Raw genomic sequence first — 20,449 nt, forward strand, 5'->3', positions numbered from 1 at the left:
GCTCAAGCGCCGGCCGGGCGGGGCGGTGCGCGCATGACGACCGGGGCTTCCGCGCCCGGCGGGGACCTCTCGCCGCAGGAGTTGCGGACCCTGGTGGCCGTCGCCGCCGAGGGCGGCTTCTCGGCGGCGGCCGCCGTGCTCGGCATGACGCAGTCCGCCGTCTCGCACGCGATGCGCGGCATCGAACGCAAGGTGGGCGTCGTGCTCTTCGAGCGCGGCCGGCACGGGGCGCGCCCCACGCCGGCCGGCGCCCGGGCGGTGGCGCACGCGTCGCGGGTGCTGCGGATGCTGGACGCGCTCGGCGCGGAGGCGCGCGGCGCCGGCGCGGGCCCGGACGGCGCCGACACCGTCACCGGCCCGTTGCGCATCGCCGCGTTCCGCAGCGCGGCCCTGCACCTGCTGCCGCCCGCGCTGGAGGCGCTGGCCGCGCGGCACCCCGGGATCAAGCCGACCGTGACGGTGATCAGGGAGGTCGGCCCCGGCACGGCCGGAGTGGTGGCCGAGGGCCGCGCGGACGTCGGGATCGCGACGATCGGCACGAGCTCGCCGGTGCCGGCGGGCCTGATCGGAGACGTACTCCTGGAGGAGCACTACGCCTTGGTGCACCCGGCCGGCCACCCCGACCCGCGCTCGCTGCCGCTGGTGGACTGGACGGAGAACTGCTCGTCGTACACGAGGACTTGGTGGTCGGAGCAGGACTGGATCCCGTGCGCGACGGTCCGCGCGGAGGACGACGGAGCGGTGCTGTCGATCGTGGCAGGAGGAGCCGGAATGGCGATCATGCCCGCCCTCTCCCTGACGAACGCCCCCGCGACGATCGCCACGACCGACCTGGGCCCGACCCGCCCCACCCGCACGATCGGCTACGTCACATCCCCCGCCCTCGCCTCAACTCTCGCCGTCCGCGCCTTGATCCGCGAACTCCGCAGCACGCGCAGCACGCGCACGAGGGGGCCCGGCCGGGCCCCGTAGGGGCGGGTGGGGTGCGACCGGGAGGAGCGTGGCCGGGCCCCGAAGGGGCGCGGGGCTGTTTCTGATGTGCGGCTCTGCCGCGTGGGCGCGATCAGCTTTCGTCGGGTTGCGGACGGTGTGCGGCCGGGCCCCGTAGGGGCGCGGGGAACTGCGCGATCAGCCACAGTGAACCGTTGGCCGGGCGCGGTGAGAAGCCCCCACGGCGAGTGGCCCGCCCCCACGGCGAGTGGCCCTTACCGGCCGCCGGGGCGCTCCCGGTCCCCCCGACCCGCCGCGGCCCCCGCCGAGGCCGCCCCTTCCGCGCGTTCAAGCAGAAAAGCTGACTCCGCCCCGTTCCGCGTCAACCCCGCCGCCCTTCCGAACTCCTCCGCCGCCTCCCCGTACCGCCCCGTCCTGCTCAGCAGGTCGCCCCGGACACTCGGCAGCAGGTGGTAGTCCCGGAGCGCAGGGGACTCCGCCGCGAGGCGTTCCACCAGGGCCAACGCCTCCTCCGGGCCGCGCCACATCGAGACCGCCACCGCCCGGTTCAACTGCACGACCGGCGAAGGGTCGCGCGCCGCGAGCAGGTCGTACAGCGCCACGATCCGTTCCCAGTCGGTGTCCTCCGCCCGGACCGCCCGCGCGTGGCACACCGCCACCGCGGCCTGGAGCGCGTACGAGCCGGGCGGCTCCCCCCGCTCCCTGGCCGCCGCGTCCGCCCTGGCCAGCGCCGCGAACCCGCGGCGGATCAGCAGCTGGTCCCAGCGCGTACGGTCCTGGTCGAGCAGCAGCACCGGCGCCCGCCCGGGCCCGGCGGTACGGGCCGGTACCCGTGACGCCTGGATCTCCAGCAGCGCCACCAGCCCGTGCACCTCGGGCTCCCCGGGCAGCAGCCCGGCCAGCACCCGCCCGAGCCGCACGGCGTCCTCGCAGAGCCCCGGCCGCATCCAGTCCTCGCCGGCCGTCGCCGAGTACCCCTCGTTGAAGATCAGATAGACGACCTCCAGGACGGACGCCAGCCGCCGCCCCAACTCCGGCCCCTCGGGCACCTCGAACGGCACCTTCTCCTTCGCCAGGGTCCGCTTCGCGCGGACGATCCGCTGCGCCACCGTCGATTCCGCGACCAGGAACGCGCGGGCGATCTCGTCGGTGGTCAGCCCGCCGAGCAGCCGCAGCGTCAGCGCCACCCGCGCCTCACGGGACAGCACCGGGTGGCACGCGATGAACACCAGCCGCAGCAGGTCGTCCTCGATCACCGCGCCGTCCGCGCCGCCGGCGCCCGCGTCGACGGAAGCGACCGAAGCGACGGTCCCGTCCGCGCCCGCGGCCGTCCGCTGCTCGGTCTCCAGCTCGTGGCCGAGCAGCCGCAGCTTGCGGGCGTACGTCTCGTTGCGCCGGATCTGGTCGATCGCCCGCCGCTTGGCGGTGGTCATCAGCCACGCGCCGGGGTTGCGCGGGACGCCCGACCCCGGCCACTGCTCGAGCGCGGCGACCAGCGCGTCCTGCGCCAGCTCCTCGGCCACGCCGAGGTCGTGCACCATCCGGGTCAGCCCGGCGATCAGGCGCGGCGACTCGATCCGCCACACGGCATCCACGGTCCGCCGGGCCCGCTCCTCGGCCGGGATCTCCGCCGGGATCTCGCCCGGGACCTCGGCCCCGTCCGCCCGGCCGGGCGTCCCGGCACCGCCCGCGGAATCGTCAGCTCCTGTCACGACCACCCATCAGAGCAGCCGCCGCGCGCCCACGCAAAGCGCCCCGCCCGGGCGGGAGCGCCGCCGCTCAAGCCGCGGGCCCCGGGGCGGCCCCAACCGCCCGAGCCGGGAGCGTCGGCCCCGGGCCGCAGCCGCCCGAGCCCCGGGCCGGAGCCCGGGGCAGCGGCCGCCGAGCGACTACTCCGGCTCCATCACCTGCCGGATCTCACCCGTGATCGTCCACGCGTCACCGTGGATCGCCAGGAACCGCGAGGCCCACTCGACAGCCTCCTCCTTCGTCTTCGCCTGGAAGATGAAGTAGCCGCCCACGACCTCCTTGGCCTCGGTGAACGGCCCGTCCACGACGGTCAGCTTCCCGCCGGACAGCCGCACCTCGGTGCTGTCGTCCCGGGACTGAAGGCCCCCGGTGTCGAGCATCGCCCCGGCCTTGGTCATCTCCTCGAGCAGCTTCCCCATCTCGGTCATCAACTCCTCGCTCGGGGAGTCGGGGGAGGCGGCCTCGTCAACCTTGATCAGCATCATGTAGCGCACGGTGTTGCTCCTCGTTCCTTCACTGCGTCGGTCCGGCGGTCTTTCCCGCCCATGCCTACGCGTCGAACGACCCCCGGCCGAATCGACACTCCCGCCGGAAGTTTTTTCCAGCGCCGCGGCCGCGACCGGGCCACCTCCCACACGATGGTCCCGACCAGGGGCTTCACCGCACCTCCGGGCCGGGCCACGCGGCGGGAAGCGTGTAGTTCCAGCCCGGCTGCCAGGCGGGGGGAGCCTGGACGAGGTCGTGGAGCGCGGCCCCGCCGAGCAGGCAGTCGAGCGCCCACCGGTTGGCCGAGTGGGCGATGACGAGGACGCGCCGGCCGTCCCAGCGCGCGGCCAGGTCGTGCAGGAAGGCGTCGGTGGCCGCGACGACCTGCCGGTAGCTCTGGCCGCCGGGGAAGGGTTCGTCGATGCGGTGGACGCGCTGCCGCGCGATGAGGGCGACCGGCTGCCCGTTGAGCTCGCCGTAGTCGCACTCCCGCAGCCGGCTGTCCTGGTGGACCGGCGGCCGGCCGTCGGGGAACGCGATGCGGGCGGTTTCGACGGCGCGGTGCAGGTCGGAGGTGAACACGGCGGCGAAGCCCTGTGGGCGGCGCCGCGCGCCGAGCTCGGCGGCCTGCCGGCGTCCTTGCGGGGACAGCAGGCCCGGGAGCCGGTCGGTGGCGATGCCCGCCTCGTTGTCCGTGGTGGTGGCGTGGGTCTCGTAGACGATCTCGACGGCCATCGCGGGGCTCCCGGGGTGCGGTTGGGCGCGGCCGCCCGGGGTGAGGGGGGCGGGCACTGAGCCCCGTCCCGGGTGGCTGGGACGAGGCTCAGTGTGCTCAGTTCTGCGCGGACGCGCAGCGGGCAGGGGTCAGTTCGGCAGGTCGGCGGGGCTGTTGTGGTAGGCGGCGAGCTTCCAGGCGCCGTCGCGCTTCTCCAGCACCCACGTGGCGCGCACCTTCCGGTCGGCGGGCGGCTCGGTCTCCCCCGGGAACAGGACGCTGCTCTCGCTCACCGCGACCGCGCCGTCCTCGCCCAGGAAGCGGATGCTCTGCAACTCGTCAATGGTCGTACTCCCCTTGAGATAGGACGCGAAGCCCTCGGCCATGTTCCGCCGGATCTCCTCCCGCGACCCCCGGTAGGCCCCCGGCATGACGACGGTGGCGTCCTCCGTGTAGTCCGCGACGAACGCGTCGGCGTCGCCCGCGCCCCATGCCTTGTAGAGGTCGTCCAGAATCCCCTTGATGGCAGCCACGTCCTGCGGTCGTTTCTCGCTCATAACTCCAGCTCCCTCATGTTCCTCACGGCCCCCGTAAAGGGCCCACCAGTACGTACAGCCGACCCCCCGCAAACTCATCGCCCACCCCCAAAAAACTTCCACCCGCCCCCGTGCCCGTTCGGTTATGTCGCGGCCTGGCACGCGGTTGCCGGTGGCCGGCCACGGGATCACCGCGCGTACGCCGCAAGGCTGACGGGTCAGCCCGCGAGCACCTCGGGGAAGCCGAACGCGCCGGTCAGGGCGGGATCGTGGAAGTCGAGCAGGTGGACGCACCGGGCCCGGCCCGCCTGCCAGTCGCGGAACGGCGTCCCCTCCAGCGAGGCGTCCGCGCGCAGCACCCGTTCCAGCAGGCCGGCGTCCGCGCTCTCGAAGGCCGCGATGTACGCCTTGAGAAGTGCGCGGGCCCGCCGGTCGGTCGGTTCGAGAAGCTTCTCGGGCTCCGGCTCCAGGGCGTCCAGCCGCGCCCGGGCCCGTTGCAGACCGCTCTTGACCGCCGCCGTGCTGGTGCCGAGGATCGCCGCGGTCTCGGCCGTCGAGAACACCAGCACTTCGCGCAGGATGAGGATCGCCCGCTGGCGGGCGGGCAGGTGCTGCAGGCCGGCGATGAGCGCCAGCCGCAGCGACTCCCGTTCGACCACCACCGCGGACGGATCGTCGGCGGGCGGGGCGATCCACGCGTCCGGCAGCGGCTCCAGCCGCGAGACCTCACCCGGCGCGACGGGACTCGGCGGCCGGTCGGGGCCCTCGTACGCGCCCGTCAGGCCCGAGGGCAGCACCCGGATCGCGCGCGGTGACGACGCCCGCAGGCAGACGTTGGTGGCGATCTTGCAGAGCCAGGTCCGGATCGACGCCCGCCCCTCGAAACCGGCGTACGACCGCCACGCCCGCAGATACGTCTTCTGCACCGGATCCTCGGCGTCCTGCGCCGAGCCCGTCATCCGGTAGCAGTGCGCCCGCAGCTCCCGCCGGAACCGCTCGGTGCGAAGTTGACCCCGGCGGCGGTGACCCGGATCAGGATCTCGCCCCGGCCGGGGCCCGGCACCGGAGCGTCGGTGACCAGGCGCATGTCCTGCGGGCCGTTGAGGGACGTCTGGTGCAGCGCGCGCATGGTCACGGGCATGCTCATCGGCGGTCGGCCTTTCGTTCTCGGCGTACAGGAGAGAGACGACCGGGCCGTCCTGCGGGCCGCACCTCCCACCATGTAGATCCCGGCCGCGGTGAAAAGGAATCGGTCGCTTCAGAGCTGACGTGCTGACGAGCCGTGCTGACGAGGCCGTGCCGGCGTGCTGACGAGGCCGTCGTACGGGCTCAGGCCGGCGTGGCCGGGGGGCGCAGGCCGAGCCATTGTTCGGCGTTCCAGGCGTGGAAACGCTCCACCTCGGCGAAACCGAGTTTTGCCGCGAGCCGCATCGAGCCGACGTTCGCGCTCTGGGTGGCGAGCGCCACCGGCTCGCCGGGCAGCGCGCCGTCGAGCCAGGCGAGGGCCGCGGCGCAGGACTCGGTGGCGTAGCCCGATCCCCACGCGCGCGGCAGGAACAGGTAGCCGAGATCGGCCTTCCCCGCCGCGGCCGGGCGGTGGCGCTCGGACGCCCGCCTGAGCAGGATCTGGCCGATCATCGCCCCGTCGAGCTCGACGACGAAGCTCCCCGGCCACTGCTCGGGCACCTCCGGCAGCTCGCGTTCGAGCTTGGCACGCGGCCGGGGGCCGCCGAGGTACGTGTGCACTTCCGGCGACGCCAGCAGCTCGATGAACGTCGCCCGGTCCCGGGCCTCGGACGCGCGGAGCACGAGCCGCTCGGTCCTGATCGGGGCGGGTGGCCAGTCGACGGCGCCGAGTTCAGTCATGGCGGCCAGCCAATCAGCAGGCTCGGCGGCGTTCAAGGCCCGCGGACGATCACCCGTCGGCGGCCGGGCCACCGTCCGCCCGATCAGGGCAGCCCGAGCCAGTCCGCCTCGTTGTCGACACATTGGATTGACATAGACGATGTGTATCGAAAAACTGGCTCCGTTCGCGCCCCCGACCCGAATCGCCACCACGGAGGAGTGCTCCATGCCCGAGCTGCCGTCCCACCCCGACACGGCCGATCCCGGAACTGCCGATCCCGACACGGCCGATCCCGGCACGTCCGATTCCGACGCGGCCGCCGGTCCCGCCGGCCACGCCGCCGATCCCGTGCTCCCCGGCTGGTCGCGAAGCCGCAGGCTGCTCCTCATCGCCGCCGCCCTCGGCCTGCTGGCGCTGCTCGCCGTCCTGCACCTCACCGGTGTCGTCGGCGAAGGGGGCCACTGATGATCGAGGCCGTCGCGCTCACCAAGCGGTACGGCGACGTCACGGCGGTGGACGGCCTGACCTTCACCGTTCCGGCCGGCGCGGTGACCGGGTTCCTCGGGCCCAACGGGTCGGGGAAGTCGACCACGATGCGGATGGTGATGGGGCTGGACGCGCCGACCTCGGGATCGGTCACGGTCGACGGCCGGCCGTACGCGGGCTACCGGCGGCCGCTGCGCGCGGTCGGGGCGCTGCTCGACGCCAAGGCGGTGGACGGCGGCCGGTCCGCGTTCAACCACCTGCGGTGGCTGGCGCTGAGCAACGGCATACCGCGCTCGCGGGTGGACGAGGTGCTGCGGCAGGTGGGGCTGGCGTCGGCGGCGGGCAAGCGCGTCGGCGGCTTCTCGCTCGGCATGGCGCAGCGCCTGGGCATCGCGGCGGCACTGCTGGGCGATCCACCGGTGCTGATGTTCGACGAACCGGTCAACGGCCTCGACCCGGAGGGCGTGGCGTGGATCCGTACGCTGCTCAGGGCGCTGGCCGCCGAGGGCCGCACGGTGTTCCTGTCCAGCCATCTGATGAGCGAGATGGCGCTGACGGCGGACCGGCTGGTCATCATCGGACGCGGTCGGCTCATCACCGAGACCAGCGTCTCCGACTTCCTCGCGCGCGGAACCGGCAACTCCGTCAGGGTCCGTGCGACCGACCCGGCGGCGCTGGCCGTCCTGCTGGCCGAACGCGGCGCCACCGTCGTCAGCGAGCCGGACGGCGCGCTGCGGGTCACCGGCGCGAGTACGGGGGAGGTGGGCGAACTCGCCCGCGTCCGCGGCCTCGGCCTGCTGGAACTCGCGCAGCAGCAGATGTCCCTGGAGCAGCGGTACATGGAGCTGACCCGCGACGTCACCGAGTACCAGGCCGGGCACACGGCGGAGGCCGGGCACGCGGCGGAGGCCGGGCACGCGGCAGAAGCCGGCCACACAGAAGAAGGGGCGCTCCTGTCATGACCGCCACCACCACTGCCACCACGGCGCCGCTGACTGGTCCTCAGGTCGTACGCCGCCGGGGCGACTTCAGCAACGTCCTCCGTGCGGAGCTGTGCAAGATGCGCACCATCCGTTCGACCTACTGGCTCCTGCTGACGGCCCTCGCCGCCAACGTCGGCTTCGCGGCCCTCGCCGCGGCCGTCCTGGCACCCCGGCTGGGCTCGGACGACCTCGCCAGCGTGGACGTCGTACAACTCGCGCTGGCCGGACTACACCTCTCCCAGATCGCGTTCGGTGTGTTCGGCACGCTGCTCATCACCGGGGAGTACGGCTCCGGGATGATCCGGACGACGCTGGCCGCCGTACCCCGGCGCCCCACCGTCCTGGCCGCCAAAGCCCTGGTCTTCTCCGGGGTCGCGCTGGTCACCGCCACCGCGTCGACCTTCGCCGCCTACCTGGCCTTCGAGGCGTGCCTGCCCGCGCACACCCTCACGGGGACGGCGCTGTCGGACCCGGGAGTCGCCCGCGCGGTGTTCGGCGGCGGACTGTATCTGACGGTGTTCGGGCTGCTCGGCCTCGGCATCGGCACGGTGCTGCGCTCCTCGGCCGGCGCGATCGCCACCCTGCTCGGCGTGCTGTTCGTGCCGCCGCTGTCGCTCGACCTGCTGCCGGGGACGTGGAAGACGACCGTCGGGCCGTACATCCCGATGCAGTCGGGCGGGCAGATCTACGTCGCCGCCCACCGGGAAGCGGCAAGTCTGGCTCCGTGGACGGGATTCGGGGTCTTCTGCCTGTACGCGGCGGTCGCGCTGCTCGCCGGACTCGCCGCCGTCAACCGGCGTGACGCGTGAACGCGGCGGCGATCGTCCAGGCCCTGATGGAGCCGGCGGGTCGGGCCGACCCCTACCCGCTGTACGCGCAGGCGCACCGGCTCGGGCCGGTACTGGCGGTCGCGGACGGCGTGTTCCTCGTCAGCGGGTACGCGGCCGTCAACCAGGTGCTGCGCGACCCGGGGTTCGGGCTGCCGGACCTCGCGCGCGTCGCGGACCGGGTCGGCGCCGGCGCCGGCGCGCTGAGCTCGATGAGCCGGTCGATCCTGCGTACCAACCCGCCGGACCACGGCCGCATGCGCTCCCTCATCTCCCAGGTGTTCACCCCGCGCCGGATCGCCGCCCTCCAGCCCTCGGTGGAGGACGCCGTGCGCCGGCTGCTCGACGAGCTCGAAGGGGCCGGGGCGGACGGCCGGGCGGTCGACTTCATGGACCGGTTCGCGTTCCGGCTGCCGGTCACCGTCATCTGCGACCTGCTCGGCGTGCCGCCGGCCGACCACCAGCGGTTCCGCCGGCTGGCGTCCGACCTGACCGGCGCGCTGGAACTCTCCCCGGACGCCGCCCAATTGGAAGGCGCCGCCCGCTCCGAGGACCCCGCCGAAGCCGCCGCAGGCGAACTGACCGCCTACTTCGCCCACTTGATCGGCGAACGGCGTACGCGCCCCGGCGACGACCTCGTCAGCACGCTGGTGGCGGCCCGGGACGCCGACGCAGGCCGGCTGTCGGACGAGGAACTGCTCGCCAACCTAGTCCTGTTGCTCGTCGCCGGCTTCGAGACGACCACCGACCTCCTCGGCAACGGCCTGGCGGTCCTGCTCGACCGCCCCGGCCTCGCCGCCGACCTGCGCGACGGGCGGATCGGCACCGCGGGCTTCGTCGAGGAAGTGCTGCGCCACGACTCCCCGGTGCAGCTCACCACCCGGCTGGCCCGCGCCGGCGGCCTGGCGGTCGAAGGCGTCCCCGTCCCGGCAGGCAGCACCGCGCTCCTGCTGCTCGGCGCGGCCAACCGCGACCCCGCCCGCTACCCGGACCCCGACACGTTCGACCCCACCAGGACCGACAGCAGACCCCTCAGCTTCGGCGCCGGCCCGCACGTGTGCCTCGGGAACAGCCTGGCCCGCCTCGAAGCGTCCGCCGCCTTCCCCCGGCTGCTGGCCCGCTTCCCCGGCCTCGCGCACGATCCCGACCCGGGCACCGCCCCCGCCGGCCGGCCCACCCGCCGCGACCGGCTCGTCCTGCGCGGCTACTGGACCCTGCCGATCCGGCTCGCCTGACGTGCCCATCAGACCGCAGCGGATAAGGTCGAGCCCGTGGCGTCAGAACCTCGCAGCGATGAACGCGAAGAAAGCGATGAAGGCGGCGAAAACGATGAACGTGCCGCCCTGCGCGGCAAGTTCATGCTGGTCTTCCGCGGCGGCGCCGTGGCGCGGCGCGACCGCGACCTGTCGCCGTCGGAGCTGCAGAGCCACGTCGAGAAGTGGTACCGCTGGTCCGACGAGCTGGCCCGGCAGGGCCGTTGCAACGAGGGCACCGCGCTGGACGACCCGGGAGCCATGGTCCGGGGCCGCGAGCGGGTGGTCACCGACGGCCCGTACGCCGAGTCGAAGGACCTGGTGACCGGGGTCATGATCATCGAGGCCGCCTCTCTGGAAGACGCCGTCGAGGTCGCCCGGACCTGCCCGACCTACGAGTTCGACGGTTCGGTCGAGGTGCGGCCGGTCCAGGTCTGAGCCCGGTGGAAGAACGGGAGTTGGGACCCGTGGACGGTCCAGGTCTGAGCCCCGTGGACGGACCGGCGACGAGCCCCGCGGACGGAGAAGCCGCCGCGGCAGCCTCGTCCAGCGAGCTGGTCGAGGACCTGTTCCGCCGGGAGTACGCCCACCTGGTGAGCGCGCTGACCAGGGCCCTGGGCCCGTCCAACCTCCCGCTCGCCGAGGACGTCGTGCACGACGCCCTGGTGAGCGCGATGCACGCCTGGCGCTTCGGGCTGCCGCGCAACCCCAAAGCGTGGATCATCCGCGCGGCCCACAACCGGGCGATCGACATCATCCGCAGGGAGCAGCGCCGGCGCTCGTTCCTCCCCGAGCTGGCGACGACGACGGCGCTGACCGACACGATCGAGGCGGCGCTCGCCCCGGCCGCCGAGGGGGCCGCCCAGCTGGGGATGATGTTCGCGGTGTGCGACCCCGGCCTCAGCCCCGGGACGCACGTGACGTTGATCCTTCGGTGGCTGTGCGGGCTGTCGCCCAGGGAGATCGCGCAGGCGTTCCTGGTCGACGTCCAGACCATCGACCGTCGCCTGCATCGCGGTCGGGACAAGCTGCGCGCGCTGGGCCGGCTGCCGGAGGTGGACGACCTCCCCGACGTCGGCGTCCGGCGGGACTCCGTCCTGCGGTCGCTGTACCTGCTGTTCAACGAGGGCTACCACGGCAGCGATCCGCAGGAACCGGTCCGCCCGTTCCTGTGCGAGGAGGCACTGCGCCTGGCCGAACTGCTGCTGCGGACCAGGGCGACGGCGCAGCCGCAGACGTACGCCATGGCGGCGTTGTTCTGCTTCGACGCGGCCCGGCTGCCGACCCGGCTCGACGAGCACGGCGTGTTCGTCCCCCTGGAGGACCAGGACCGCGGCCGCTGGGACCGGGCGCGCATCGAGCGCGGTATGACGTACCTCGCCGGCGCGGCCACCGGGGACCACCTCTCGCGCTGGCACCTGGAGGCCGGCATCGCCTGCGAGCACGCCATCGCGCCGTCGGTCCGGGAGACCGACTGGGACCGGGTCACCGGCTTCTACGACCTCCTCGTCCAGCAGTCGTGGAGCCCGGTGGTGGCCCTCAACCGTGCGCTGGCGGTGGCCGAACGGGACGGCGTCGACGCGGGCCGCCGCGAGCTGGCCGCGCTGGCCGGGGAGCGGACGCTGTCCCGCTACCCCTTCTACTTCGCCGCCCGCGCCGACCTGGAACGACGGGCCGGCCGGCACGGCGCCGCCCGGGAGGACTACCGGCAGGCCGTCGCGCTGGCCCGCAGCCGCGCCGAGCGCGAGTCCTACCAGCGGCGGATCGCGAGTTTGAAAACCTCCTAGCGCGTGTCCGGTTCCGGCGCCCGCCGTTCGTCGTCCTGCTGAAGCTCACGCTCACCGACGAGACCCGGAGGGACGTCCGGGACACCCGGGGGGAACCCCGGGGGACAAGGGAGAGACCCGTGCCTGCACCCATGAACGACCTGCTCGCCACCGCCGTCGACGCGCACGGCGGCCTGGACCGCTGGAACCAGATCACGTCGATCACCGTCGACGCCTGTGTCACCGGGGGCCTGTGGGCCCTCAAGGGCCAGGATGACGCCCTCAAGGACGTCATCCTGGAGGTGGACACCACCCGGGAGCGGCTGACGATCGACTTCGCCGGCCAGGACAAGCGGTCGGTCTTCGAGCCCGGCCGGGTCACCGTCGAGCGCCGCGACGGGACGCTCACCGAGGCGCGTGACGACCCGGAGCGGTCCTTCGACGGCCACCGACTCGACACGCCCTGGGACGACATCCACCTCGCGTACTTCACCGGCGAGGCGCTGTGGACGTACCTCAACACGCCGTTCCTCTACACCTGGCCGGGGTTCGCCACCGAGGAGATCCCCTCGATCGAGGCCAACGGTGAGACGTGGCGGCGGCTGCAGGTGACGTTCCCCGACCACGTCAAGAGCCACACCCGCCGGCAGATCTCGTGCTTCGGTCCGGACGGGCTGCTGCGCCGGCACGACTTCACCATCGACGTCCTCGGCGGCGCGACCGGGATGCTCTACGCCACCGGCTACCGCGACGCCGGCGGCATCATCATCCCGGCCACGCGGCGCGGTTTCGCCTGGCAGGGGGACTACGAGGTCGTCCCGGAGCCGCTGCTCGTCGCCATCGACCTGGGGGAGGTCACCGTCCGCTGACGTCACCTACCGCCGGGGGCGGTCCTCGCGGCGGTCCCGGGCGCGGTGGCGGCGGTCGCGGCGGCGTAACGGGCCTGTACGTCCGCCCAGTTGACGATGTCCCAGAGCTTGGTGACGTAGTCGGGGCGGACGTTCCTGTACTGCAGGTAGTAGGCGTGCTCCCAGGCGTCGAAGACCAGCAGCGGGGTGGCGCCCTGGCCGACGTTGCCGTGGTGGTCGTAGACCTGCTGGACGATCAGCCGCCGCCCCAGCGGTTCCCAGGCCAGGACGCCCCAGCCGGACCCCTGCACGGCGGTGGTGGCGGTGGTGAGCTGTTTCCTGAACGCCTCGAAGCCGCCGAGGTGTTCGTCGATGGCGGTGGCCAGGGCGCCGTCCCGACAGCCCGGAGTCCCACTTCCCCGCTGATCGTCTTTCACCGGCACCCGCCGACCGGTCGACCCCGCCCACCGGGGCAGCACCGTCGTCAGCCCGGAGCCCGGAGCCCGGAGCCCGGAGCCCGGAGCCCGGAGCCCGGCCCGCTCACGGGTCAGCGGCGGCGTCCCCACGCGGAGATCATCGGGGCGGTGGCCAGGTCGAGCCGGCCGGTGGCGACGTTCGACAGGTGGCGGTCGATCTCCTCGTCGGTGGCGAGCCCCGCGGCCACCAGGCGTTGGCGGATCTGCCGCACGGTCGCGGCCTCGAGCACCGCACACGCCGGCGAGGTGATCGGAAAGTACGCGTCGGCCTGGACGTCCTCCAGCCCGGCCTCGCGCAGAAGCCTGGGCAGCGTCCGCCCGTACGCGAGGTCCGCCCCCCGGGCCGCCATCAAGGTGCGGAAGCCGGCCCGCAACCGGTTGGCGAGCCGCTGCTCGGGACCGGACTCGTCCGGGCACAACAGCGGTTGCAGCCCCGGGTCGGCGTCCTCCAGGAGCAGCCACCCGCCGGGCCGCAGCGCCTGGACCATCCGGCGCAGCGCCTCAGCGCGGTCGGTGACATGCACGAGCACCAGCCGGGCGTGCACGAGGTCGAAGCCACCGGCAGGCGGCGGTTCGGCCGCCACGTCATGGCGCAGCACCTCGATAACGCCGCCGCCGGCGTCCCGGGTCCACGACACGTCGATGTCGGTGGCGACCACCGCCCCCGTGGGCCCCACCCGCTCGGCCAGCCCGGCGGGCACGGACGCCCCGCCCGCCCCGACCTCCCAGCACCGCATCCCGGCGACGACCCCGAGCCGGTCGACATGCCGGAACGTCACCGGATCGAACAGCTCGCTGAGAGCGTCGAACCGGACCCCCGCCTCCGACTGGTGATTGCCCAGCAGATACCCGCGATCCGTGCCGTGCTCCGCCATCCGGCGATTGTGCCAGAGCGCCGTCCGCCCCCCTTCGAACCAGCCCGCACCGGCCGCCCGCCGTCACTGGTGCCGACTAGCCGTCCGCCCGTGAGCGGGGTGTGACGTCCCAGGTCGGGTGCTGGATCTGATCGTTGTGGACGACGATGTCGGCGTGGGCGGTGGGGTGGGCCGTGGTCGCGTAGAGCTGTTGGGCGGGGAGGTAGCGGTCGCGCCAGGAGCGGTCGATCTCGGTCGTGTCCACGGTGCCGGCGGCGTCGGTGGCGTCGGTGGTGGATCCGGCCTGTGTCGCGCCTCGGATCCTGGCTCGGGCCAGCGTCTGCTCGAACGGGGCGGTCACGACGATGCGCAGGTCCCAGTGGTCGACGAGTTCCGGGCGCAGGAGGAAGACGCCGTCGAAGAGCAGGACGGCGTCGGCGGGGGCCGTGGCGGGTGGCGGTGACAGCGGGGTGTCGGTGTCCGCGTCGTAGATCGTGTGCTGGAACCGTCGGTCTCCGCCCGGGCCCAGCGGATCGAGCAGGACGCGGCGCAGCGTCGCGTGGTCGTGCGCGTCGAAGTAGCACGCTTCGGCCGAGAACCGGCCGCGCCGGTAGCGCCGCGCGCGGGGGAAGAGGAAGTCGTCGACGGACGCGCGGATGACGTTCCGGCCCTGCGCGCGCAGGACGGCGGCGAGTTCGTCGGCCAGGGTGGTCTTCCCGGCGGCGGGCGGCCCGTCGACGGCGACCCGCGGCGGGTGCGCGGTCGTGACGGAGTTGATCGCCTCGGTCAGCCGGCCGATGAGTTCGCTGCGGGTGCCCTGGTCCATTGCTGCCTCCCTGACGGCGTCTCCGTCAGCACCGTATGCCCGCCGGGCCCGCGGTCGTCGGCTTGCTTCTCAATCGGCGGCCCGGCGGTGTCGCTGGTAGTGGCGGGCGGCGCGGGCGCGGTTGCCGCAGCCGGCGGAGCACCATTCGCGGCGCGGGTGGTTCTTCAGGAAGTACAGGACGCATCCCGGCGCGAGGCAGGCGCGCAGCCGGTGGCGGGCGTCCTGGCTGAAGAGCGTGATCGTCTCCTCGGCGATGGCGGAGACGGCGGCCGACGCCGCCTGCCCGCTGCTGATCAGGTGACGTGCGGGTTCCCGGCCGGGCGTCCAGGACAGCGCCGACCAGTGCGGCGTGTGGCCGGCGGCCTCGTTGAGCCTGCTGACGGCGGCCGCCAGTTCGCGCGTGTCGGAGGCGGCCGCCGGGCGCGGATCGCCGGTGGCCTCGGCGGCCAGTCGCCGCAGGGCGTCCCGCAGCCCGATCAGCCGGTCGCCGAGGCGGACGAGGCCGGACGTGGTGAGGGCGGCCACGTCGTCGGGCGTCATCAGATCCGTGCGCGAGGCGACGGCGTGCAGCCAGGCACGGGTGCCGTCGGGGTCGCGCAGCGCGTCGTGCACGCCGTCCCGGTCCGCCCAGACGGTGTTCATCAGCTCCACGGGGAGCGGCTCGCCCAGGAGGGGTGCGTTCGTGCTCATATCCTTGAGGCTAGCGCACTTCTAACGGTTGCAGGTGGCTCTATCCGTTGACATGTCGCTCGACCCGTGCCATGTTTCTTCTAACGGTTGGTAGTAAAGGTAAACGTTAGGCGTGAAGGGGGAGCGATGAACGACCCGGGACGCGACACCGCCGCCGGCTTCCACGAAGGCGAACTGTCCGTGCAGCGCCGCGCGGGCGTCGCACGCGACGCGGCCCGGCTCACGGGCATGCTGGCCCCCGCCCAACTCGGCGGCGGCGTCACCCGGTTCCTGGCGGAACGCGGCTTCGCCGCGATCACCGCACGCGACTCCGAGGGCACCCTGTGGACGTCCCCGCTCGCAGGCCCGCCCGGGTTCCTGCACGTCGCCTCGCCGACCGCCCTCGACGTACGAGCGCTGCCCGCCGAAGGCGACCCGCTCCGCGGCGTGCTCCGCGACGCGCCGGTGCCCCAGCCGGTCGGCCTCATTGTGGTCGAGTTCGCCACCCGCCGGCGCCTGCGGGTGAACGGCACCCTGTCCCGAGCGGACGGCGACGGCTTGCGCGATGGCCTGCGCGACGGCCTGCGCGACGGCCTGCGCGATGGCCGGCGCGACGGTCTGCGCATCGACGTCGAGCAGGCATTCGGCAACTGCCCCCAGTACATCCAGGCCCGCCACCTCCATGCCGCCGCCCCCCGCACGGCCGGCGGCGCGGAGCCGGTCCGGCGCGCCAGCACTCTGAACGGGGCGGACGCCGACCTGATCGCCCGGTCCGACACGTTCCTGATCGGCACGACCCACCCCACCCGCGGCAACGACGCCTCCCACCGCGGCGGCCCGCCGGGCTTCGTCCGCGTCGAGGACGGCCGGCTGTGGTGGCCCGACTACTGGGGCAACAACATGTTCAACACGCTCGGCAACATCCAGTCCGACCCCACCGCCGCGCTGCTCTTCTGCGACTTCGCCACCGGCCGCACGCTGCACCTCTCCGGCGACGCGTCCGTCGAGTGGACCGACCCGGGCGCCCCGGGCGACGACGACCGCACCGGCCGCCGCGTCCACTTCACCCCCCGGCACCTGGTGAGCGGACACCTGCTGCCGCTCCAGGCCGACTCCGTCACCCCGGCCCGCGACAACCCGCCACTGACCGACCGGCCGGCCGCATAGTGAAGACCTCCGCGAAGTGAGGGCTCACCGCACGCCCTCCGCACCATGAGGGCCGACGCACACCGCACGCCCTCCGCACAGTGAAGGAAAGCCCTCCCATGACCGAAGCGCGCCCGCCCTTCCCGCCGTTCGACCCCGACACCGCCCTGGCCAAGGTCCAGGCCGCCGAGGACGCCTGGAACACCCGCGACCCGCAGCAGGTCGCCCTCGCCTACACCGAGGACTCCGTCTGGCGGAACCGGGACGTGTTCCTCGCCGGCCGCGAGAAGATCGTCGAGTTCCTCACCGCCAAGTGGGACCGCGAACTCGACTACGTCCTGCGCAAGAGCCTGTGGGGCTTCCGCGGCAACCGCATGGCCGTCCGCTTCCAGTACGAGTGGCACACCGCGGAGGGCCGGTGGTTCCGCTCCTACGGCAACGAGTTGTGGGAGTTCGCCGACAACGGCTTGATGCGCCGCCGCGAGGCCGGCATCAACGACGTTGCCATCGCCGAGTCCGACCGCCGCTACTTCGGCCCCCGCCCCGAGAACGAGCGCGGCCCGGGGCACGACATCCCGCTCGACTGAGAGCCCGCGGCCGAGCACGAAGCCGTGGCAAGACGGGCGGCGTGCCCGTGTATTCCACCGGGCTGGGCGGTGCGGCTCATTCGTCGTCTTCGTCTTCGTCGTCGAAGGTGATGTTCCCGTGCTCGTCCATCGTGGGGTGGATCTTCGACGGGCCGTACGGATCGACGTCGGACGGCCGGGGCGGCTCGGGCCCGTCGGGGCCGATCCGGACCACCCGGCCGAGCCGCACCACGAAGAACTGCTTGCCGGCGACCTGGAGTTCGTTCGCCCTTCCAGCCGAGCGGAACGCCTCGGCGGCGCGCGCGTACTCCGCCTTCTCGTCCGCGTCCAGGCCGTACATCCGGGGCCAGAAGGTGAGCAGCGCGTCAACCAGGGACCGCCGCGCGGCGTGCGGGGTGGACATGATGCCGAGGACCGGCTCCCAGCCGTCCTCGGTCCGCTGCACCACCCGGAACGCCGCCGGGAGCAGGACGACTCCGGGGTGCGTCTCCAGCGCGGCACGGGAGTCGGCCCGCACATCCGCCGGGTAGCGGGTGCTGCGGTAGTGCAGGTCGAGCATGGACAGCCGTTCGGCGCTCGCCATCACTCCGGTGGCGGCGGCGTGGTCGATCACGACGTCGCCGTCCAGCTCGGGATCAGCGGCGTGCAGGTCCCAGTCCGGCTCCGCGGGGTCGGGGTCGGTGGGACGCGGCGGTTCGACGGTGCCGTCGTGGATATAGAAGAACTCGTCGCCCCGGATGACCCGGTAGCGGGCCCCGGCCACGGTCAGCTCGTTGACCGGCTCCCTGTCCAGCCGTCTCACGGCGGACAGTAACTCCAGGCGCAGCGCCGGGTCGTCGGTGTCGTCCTTGGCCTGGAAGAAGAGCTGAGAGTTGAGCGCGTCCCGGGACGCCTGCGGAAACCCGTCCGACATCGCCGTCACCATCCGCCACCCGGAGACCCCCGGTTCGCGGACCGCCAGCCCGAAGAGCGGCCCCCGGATGACGTAGTGCGACCACCGCTGCGCCGCATCCAGACGATCCGCCTCGACGATCATCTCCACCGGGTGGCCGTCGAGTTTGACGTTCATGATCAGCGGCTCGGAAGCCGCCGGTTCGTCCCCACTCATAGCGCCATTATCTTCACGCCCAAGACGCCGTTGTCAGGCACTCGCCCGATATGGAACCGATGGAGTGGGTGCCCCGGGCCCTTGGGGGCGCCCCGGGGCAGGAGATTGGTCGCGGGTCCGGGGCGCGCGTAGTTGGGCTGAAGGGTGCCGCTCGTGCAACGATGCCGGGGTGAACCGACTTGCTGACTCGCAGTCGCCTTACCTGCTCCAGCACGCCACCAACCCGGTGGACTGGTGGCCCTGGGGACCGGCCGCGTTTGACGAGGCCCGCAAGCGGGGGGTTCCGGTGCTGCTCAGCGTCGGGTACAGCGCTTGTCACTGGTGCCAGGTCATGGCGCACGAGTCCTTTGAGGATGTGGCCACCGCCGCGTATCTGAACGTGCACTTCGTGTGCGTGAAGGTGGATCGCGAGGAGCGGCCGGATGTGGACGCGGTGTATATGGAGGCCGTGCAGGCTGCCACCGGGCAGGGGGGGTGGCCGATGACGGTGTTTCTTACGCCGGACGGGGATCCGTTCTACTTCGGGACGTACTTTCCGCCCAAGGCGCGGCACGGGCTGCCCGGGTTCCTGGATGTGGCGCAGGGGGTTGTCGCGGCCTGGCGGGATCGGCGCGGGGAGGTCGGGGAGGTCGCCGCGAGGATCGTGCGGGAGCTCCAGGAGCGGACCAGCAGCGCGTACGGTGTCGCCGTGCCGCCCGGTGACGGTGAACTGGCCGCCGCGTTGCAGAAGTTGGCCGGGACGTATGACGGCGAGCACGGCGGGTTCGGCGGCGCGCCGAAGTTCCCGCCGTCCATGACGCTGGAGTTCCTGCTCAGGCACCACGCCCGGACCGGCGCGGAACCCGCCCTCCAGATGGCCCGCGACACCTGCGAGGCGATGGCCCGCGGCGGGATCTACGACCAACTGGGCGGCGGCTTCGCCCGTTACGCCGTGGACGGCACCTGGACGGTGCCGCACTTCGAGAAGATGCTCAGCGACAACGCGCTGCTCACCCGGGTCTACGCGCACCTGTGGCGGTCCACCGGTTCGGACTTCGCCCGCCGGGTCGCGCTGGAGACCGCCGACTTCATGGTCGCCGAACTGGCCACCGGCGAGGGCGGGTTCGCCTCCGCGCTGGACGCGGACAGCGACGACGGCAGCGGCCGGCACGTCGAAGGCGCCTTCTACGTATGGACGCCCGACCAGCTCGCAGCCGAACTCGGCGCCTCCGACGCGGAGTTCGCCGCCGGCTACTTCGGGGTGACCGAGGAGGGCACCTTCGAGGAAGGCTCCTCCGTCCTGCAACTCCCGCAGGGCAACGGGGTGGTGGACGCCGACCGGGTCGCCTCGGTACGGGAGCGGCTGCTCGCCGCCCGCGCCCGGCGGCCGCGGCCCGGCCGGGACGACAAGGTGGTCGCCGCCTGGAACGGCCTGGCCATCGCCGCACTGGCCGAGACCGGCGCCTACTTCGACCGGCCCGACCTCGTCCAGGCCGCGGTCGACGCCGCCGACCTGCTGGTCAGGGTGCACCTCGACGGCCGCGGCCGGCTCAGCCGCACCTCGCGGGACGGCGTCGCCGGCCGCAACGACGGGGTGCTGGAGGACTACGGCGACGTGGCCGAGGGCTTCATCGCGCTCGCGTCGGTCACCGGCGAAGGCGTCTGGCTGGACTTCGCCGGGCTGCTGCTCGACTCGGTGCTGCACCACTTCGCCGGCCCCGACGGCACCCTGTTCGACACCGCGGACGACGCCGAGTCGCTGATCCGCCGCCCGCAGGACCCCACCGACAACGCCAGCCCGTCCGGCTGGACCGCGGCGGCCGGCGCGCTGCTCTCCTACGCCGCGCACACCGGCTCCGAGCCGCACAGGACCGCGGCCGAGGGCGCGCTCGGCGTGGTCGGCTCGCTCGCGCCGCAGGTGCCGCGCTTCATCGGGTGGGGCCTGGCGGTGGCCGAGGCCGCGCTCGACGGCCCGCGCGAGGTGGCCGTCGTCGGCGGCACCGGTGACCCGCTCACCGCCGAGTTGCACCGCACCGCGCTGCTCGGCGCCGCGCCCGGCACGGTGGTGGCGGTCGGCGAGCAGGACAGCACCGAGTTCCCGCTGCTGTTCCAGCGCCCGACCCGGGGCGGCCGGGCGGCGGCCTACGTGTGCCGCAACTTCGTCTGCGACGCGCCGACGTCCGATCCGCGCACGCTGCGCTCCCAGTTGCGCGCCGAGCAGTGGACGGGCCCCCGCCCGTCCTGACCCGCACCCGTTCTGACTCGCGCCGCGCCGGTCCTGGCCCGCGCCCGTCCAGACGGCCGCCAGTCCTGACCCGCGCCCGTCCGGGCGCCCGCCCGTCCTGACGGTCTACTGCC

At 73.4% G+C, this 20,449-nt stretch carries 22 protein-coding genes and 1 pseudogene; 11 read left to right on the top strand and 12 right to left on the bottom strand.

Translation table 11 applies throughout. The annotated features are described in order from the left end of the window. The first annotated feature begins 33 nt into the window (after positions 1-33). Positions 34-972, top strand: coding sequence for a LysR family transcriptional regulator (locus ACQPW6_RS25850; RefSeq protein WP_433892067.1), 939 nt, complete (start codon positions 34-36; stop codon positions 970-972). 233 nt (positions 973-1,205) lie between these two features. Here ACQPW6_RS25850 and ACQPW6_RS25855 read toward each other — a convergent pair whose 3' ends face one another. The 7 genes from ACQPW6_RS25855 to ACQPW6_RS25885 form a co-directional block, all read right to left on the bottom strand. Next, positions 1,206-2,492 (bottom strand): RNA polymerase sigma factor, encoded by a 1,287-nt coding sequence (locus tag ACQPW6_RS25855; RefSeq protein ID WP_433894658.1) that lies wholly within the window; start codon positions 2,490-2,492, stop codon positions 1,206-1,208. Positions 2,493-2,840: 348 nt separating this feature from the next. Next, positions 2,841-3,185 carry a YciI family protein gene (locus tag ACQPW6_RS25860; protein WP_433894659.1) on the bottom strand — a complete coding sequence of 115 codons (345 nt, stop codon included), beginning with the start codon at positions 3,183-3,185 and terminating at the stop codon, positions 2,841-2,843. A 172-nt stretch (positions 3,186-3,357) separates the two neighbouring features. Further along, the gene (locus ACQPW6_RS25865; protein ID WP_433892068.1) at positions 3,358-3,921 is read right to left on the bottom strand and encodes a histidine phosphatase family protein; all 564 of its coding nucleotides are present in this window, start codon (positions 3,919-3,921) and stop codon (positions 3,358-3,360) included. 129 nt (positions 3,922-4,050) lie between these two features. Next, entirely contained in the window at positions 4,051-4,458 is a 408-nt protein-coding gene (locus tag ACQPW6_RS25870) for an SgcJ/EcaC family oxidoreductase (protein ID WP_433892069.1), read from the bottom strand. A 197-nt stretch (positions 4,459-4,655) separates the two neighbouring features. Beyond that, positions 4,656-5,417, bottom strand: a complete 762-nt coding sequence (locus tag ACQPW6_RS25875) for an RNA polymerase subunit sigma-70 (RefSeq protein ID WP_433894660.1) — start codon at positions 5,415-5,417, stop codon at positions 4,656-4,658. Next, the gene (locus ACQPW6_RS25880; RefSeq protein ID WP_433892070.1) at positions 5,393-5,584 is read right to left on the bottom strand and encodes a hypothetical protein; all 192 of its coding nucleotides are present in this window, start codon (positions 5,582-5,584) and stop codon (positions 5,393-5,395) included. The genes ACQPW6_RS25875 and ACQPW6_RS25880 overlap by 25 nt, the downstream gene beginning before the upstream one ends. 182 nt (positions 5,585-5,766) lie before the next feature. Further along, complete coding sequence (locus tag ACQPW6_RS25885; RefSeq protein WP_433892071.1) at positions 5,767-6,303, bottom strand: GNAT family N-acetyltransferase; 537 nt, start codon at positions 6,301-6,303, stop codon at positions 5,767-5,769. A 205-nt stretch (positions 6,304-6,508) separates the two neighbouring features. Between ACQPW6_RS25885 and ACQPW6_RS25890 the strand changes: the two genes are divergently transcribed. The 7 genes from ACQPW6_RS25890 (at position 6,509) to ACQPW6_RS25920 (ending at position 12,467) form a co-directional block, all read left to right on the top strand. Further along, on the top strand, positions 6,509-6,748 hold the full coding sequence (locus ACQPW6_RS25890; protein ID WP_433892072.1) for a hypothetical protein: 240 nt from the start codon (positions 6,509-6,511) through the stop codon (positions 6,746-6,748). Further along, positions 6,748-7,731, top strand: coding sequence for an ABC transporter ATP-binding protein (locus tag ACQPW6_RS25895; protein ID WP_433892073.1), 984 nt, complete (start codon positions 6,748-6,750; stop codon positions 7,729-7,731). Before ACQPW6_RS25890 ends, ACQPW6_RS25895 begins: the two co-directional genes overlap by 1 nt. Then, positions 7,728-8,561, top strand: coding sequence for an ABC transporter permease (locus tag ACQPW6_RS25900; protein WP_433892074.1), 834 nt, complete (start codon positions 7,728-7,730; stop codon positions 8,559-8,561). The genes ACQPW6_RS25895 and ACQPW6_RS25900 overlap by 4 nt, the downstream gene beginning before the upstream one ends. Further along, on the top strand, positions 8,558-9,814 hold the full coding sequence (locus ACQPW6_RS25905; protein WP_433892075.1) for a cytochrome P450: 1,257 nt from the start codon (positions 8,558-8,560) through the stop codon (positions 9,812-9,814). Before ACQPW6_RS25900 ends, ACQPW6_RS25905 begins: the two co-directional genes overlap by 4 nt. 36 nt (positions 9,815-9,850) lie before the next feature. Next, positions 9,851-10,270, top strand: a complete 420-nt coding sequence (locus tag ACQPW6_RS25910; RefSeq protein ID WP_433892076.1) for a YciI family protein — start codon at positions 9,851-9,853, stop codon at positions 10,268-10,270. 29 nt (positions 10,271-10,299) lie between these two features. Continuing rightward, positions 10,300-11,619 (top strand): RNA polymerase sigma factor, encoded by a 1,320-nt coding sequence (locus ACQPW6_RS25915; RefSeq protein WP_433892077.1) that lies wholly within the window; start codon positions 10,300-10,302, stop codon positions 11,617-11,619. A gap of 119 nt (positions 11,620-11,738) precedes the next feature. Beyond that, the gene (locus ACQPW6_RS25920) at positions 11,739-12,467 is read left to right on the top strand and encodes a hypothetical protein (RefSeq protein WP_433892078.1); all 729 of its coding nucleotides are present in this window, start codon (positions 11,739-11,741) and stop codon (positions 12,465-12,467) included. Positions 12,468-12,469: 2 nt separating this feature from the next. Here the strand turns inward: ACQPW6_RS25920 and ACQPW6_RS25925 are convergent. From ACQPW6_RS25925 to ACQPW6_RS25940, 4 genes and pseudogenes are all read right to left on the bottom strand, one after another. Next, positions 12,470-12,841, bottom strand: a pseudogene (locus ACQPW6_RS25925) (Fe-Mn family superoxide dismutase); the annotation flags it as partial. A gap of 152 nt (positions 12,842-12,993) precedes the next feature. Next, positions 12,994-13,797 (bottom strand): methyltransferase domain-containing protein, encoded by an 804-nt coding sequence (locus tag ACQPW6_RS25930; protein WP_433892079.1) that lies wholly within the window; start codon positions 13,795-13,797, stop codon positions 12,994-12,996. Between the two features lie 76 nt (positions 13,798-13,873). After that, positions 13,874-14,602, bottom strand: coding sequence for a cytidylate kinase family protein (locus ACQPW6_RS25935; RefSeq protein WP_433892080.1), 729 nt, complete (start codon positions 14,600-14,602; stop codon positions 13,874-13,876). Between the two features lie 69 nt (positions 14,603-14,671). Next, entirely contained in the window at positions 14,672-15,292 is a 621-nt protein-coding gene (locus ACQPW6_RS25940; protein ID WP_433892081.1) for a CGNR zinc finger domain-containing protein, read from the bottom strand. 126 nt (positions 15,293-15,418) lie between these two features. On the opposite strand from ACQPW6_RS25940, the gene ACQPW6_RS25945 reads away from it, so the two are divergent. Both ACQPW6_RS25945 and ACQPW6_RS25950 read left to right on the top strand, forming a co-directional pair. Beyond that, on the top strand, positions 15,419-16,438 hold the full coding sequence (locus tag ACQPW6_RS25945) for a pyridoxamine 5'-phosphate oxidase family protein (protein ID WP_433892082.1): 1,020 nt from the start codon (positions 15,419-15,421) through the stop codon (positions 16,436-16,438). 98 nt (positions 16,439-16,536) lie between these two features. Next, entirely contained in the window at positions 16,537-17,004 is a 468-nt protein-coding gene (locus tag ACQPW6_RS25950; RefSeq protein WP_433892083.1) for a nuclear transport factor 2 family protein, read from the top strand. 76 nt (positions 17,005-17,080) lie between these two features. Here ACQPW6_RS25950 and ACQPW6_RS25955 read toward each other — a convergent pair whose 3' ends face one another. Further along, positions 17,081-18,112 carry a DUF5954 family protein gene (locus ACQPW6_RS25955; RefSeq protein WP_433892084.1) on the bottom strand — a complete coding sequence of 344 codons (1,032 nt, stop codon included), beginning with the start codon at positions 18,110-18,112 and terminating at the stop codon, positions 17,081-17,083. A 169-nt stretch (positions 18,113-18,281) separates the two neighbouring features. On the opposite strand from ACQPW6_RS25955, the gene ACQPW6_RS25960 reads away from it, so the two are divergent. Beyond that, positions 18,282-20,336 (top strand): thioredoxin domain-containing protein, encoded by a 2,055-nt coding sequence (locus ACQPW6_RS25960; protein ID WP_433892085.1) that lies wholly within the window; start codon positions 18,282-18,284, stop codon positions 20,334-20,336. Positions 20,337-20,449: the final 113 nt, after the last annotated feature.

Source organism: Streptomyces sp. CA-111067 (assembly GCF_050956065.1).
GTDB lineage: Bacteria > Actinomycetota > Actinomycetes > Streptomycetales > Streptomycetaceae > Actinacidiphila.